At 41.8% G+C, this 1,855-nt stretch carries 1 protein-coding gene; it reads left to right on the top strand.

Translation table 11 applies throughout. The features are described from left to right. Positions 1 to 474 precede the first annotated feature (474 nt). The coding region (gene vnfD / locus RMY00_RS35995) for a nitrogenase vanadium-iron protein, alpha chain (protein WP_322652126.1) at positions 475 to 1,855 on the top strand (1,381 nt) is incomplete at its 3' end.

The raw sequence follows: 1,855 nt of genomic DNA, 5'->3' as shown, positions 1-1,855 counted from the left end.
AAGAATATCATACAACTGGCCAATTTACTTGCGCTGAACAATTAATTTACAAAGAGTATTCGTGGTTACAATTAGTCATCAGCGAAAGAGCCTCAAAGCCGATAATTGCGTTATTCTATTGTTGAAAGTTGAGAAAATATCGTCGATTTCTCTTTGGAGAGATATCTATATTGAGGACAGAAATTAAATCATTTATCTCTTCACTTCCAGTTAAAATAGTCTGTCTACTCTCTTGAATCAAAATCTTCTATATAGAATAATTTGGATGACTTGAAATCTATACAGAACTGTCTATTATAAACTAGGTTTCTGATTATTTTGCAATATTAATTTGCGTTATTGTTATCAGTTTTACTATTATTAATTACAAAGGTTGATAGGATTTTGAAATCAAGGAACTCCAACAAGTTTCTGACAAAACTTACATATTAGAAGAGTCTGTCTTCTTAACAATTGCAACTGGAGCAATCAGCCATGCCAATGAAGTTGTTTAAGTGCGACGAAACTATTCCCGAACGGGAGAAGCACATATATATTAAAGAGAAAGGAGAAGATACAACCCAGTTTCTCCCTAGCGCCCACGTCGAAACCATTCCCGGCTCATTATCTGAACGCGGATGCAGCTATTGTGGTGCAAAGCTAGTAATTGGTGGTGTTCTCAAAGACACTATCCAGTTGATACATGGGCCTGTAGGCTGTGCCTATGATACATGGCACACCAAACGCTATCCCAGCGACAATGGCAACTTCCAACTCAAATATGTCTGGTCATCGGACATGAAGGAACAGCACGTTGTCTTCGGTGGTGAAAAGCTGCTGAAAAAAGCGATGCTGGAAGCCTTTGCGGAATTTCCTGACATCAAACGGATGATGGTCTACACCACCTGCTCTACTGCTTTAATTGGCGATGATATTAAGCCTGTAGTTAAAGAAGTAGAAAAAGAACTCGGTGATGTTGATATCTTCACTGTGGAGTGTCCCGGTTTTGCTGGGGTGAGTCAATCCAAAGGACACCACGTATTCAATATGGGGTGGATGACTGACAAGGTAGGAACTTATGAGCCAGAAATTACCAGCCCATACACGATTAATGTGATTGGTGACTACAACATTCAAGGAGATACCTTTGTCCTTGAAAAGTATATGGAAAAAATGGGTGTGCAAATTATTGCCCATTTTACTGGGAATGGGACTTATGACTCATTGCGTGGAATGCACAGAGCGCAGTTGAATGTGACTAACTGTGCCCGTTCTGCTGGATATATTGCCAATGAGTTGAAGAAAAAATACGGCATTCCCCGGATCGATGTGGATACTTGGGGCTTTGACTATGCTAAGGAAGGGTTACGCAAAATCGGTGCTTTCTTTGGGATTGAGGATAGAGCCGAAGCTGTGATTGCAGAAGAGGTGGCAAAATATGAGTCGAAGTTAGCTTGGTATAAGGAGCGCTTGACTGGGAAAAAGGTCTGTATTTGGACTGGTGGCCCTCGTTTATGGCACTGGACAAAGGCGCTGGAGGACGATTTGGGAATGAAAGTGGTGGCGATGTCGTCGAAGTTTGGACACCAAGAGGATTTTGAGAAGGTGATTGCCAGAGGTGAAGAGGGTACTATCTATATTGATGATGGCAATGAACTGGAGTTCTTTGAGGTGCTGGAGATGGTTAAGCCTGATTTGGTGTTGACTGGACCGAGGGTGGGTGCTTTGGTGAAGAAGTTGCATTTGCCTTATGTGAATGGTCATGGCTACCATAATGGCCCTTATATGGGTTTTGAAGGTGCGGTGAATATGGCACGCGATATGTACAATGCCATTTACTCCCCTTTGATGAAGTTGGCTAAGGATGATATCCGTG

The sequence above is a fragment of the Nostoc sp. ChiVER01 genome, from assembly GCF_034531155.1.
Taxonomy (GTDB): Bacteria; Cyanobacteriota; Cyanobacteriia; order Cyanobacteriales; family Nostocaceae; genus Nostoc.
The sequence above is the reverse complement of the archived record's forward strand: the minus strand, read 5'-3'. Positions and strand labels throughout refer to the sequence as shown.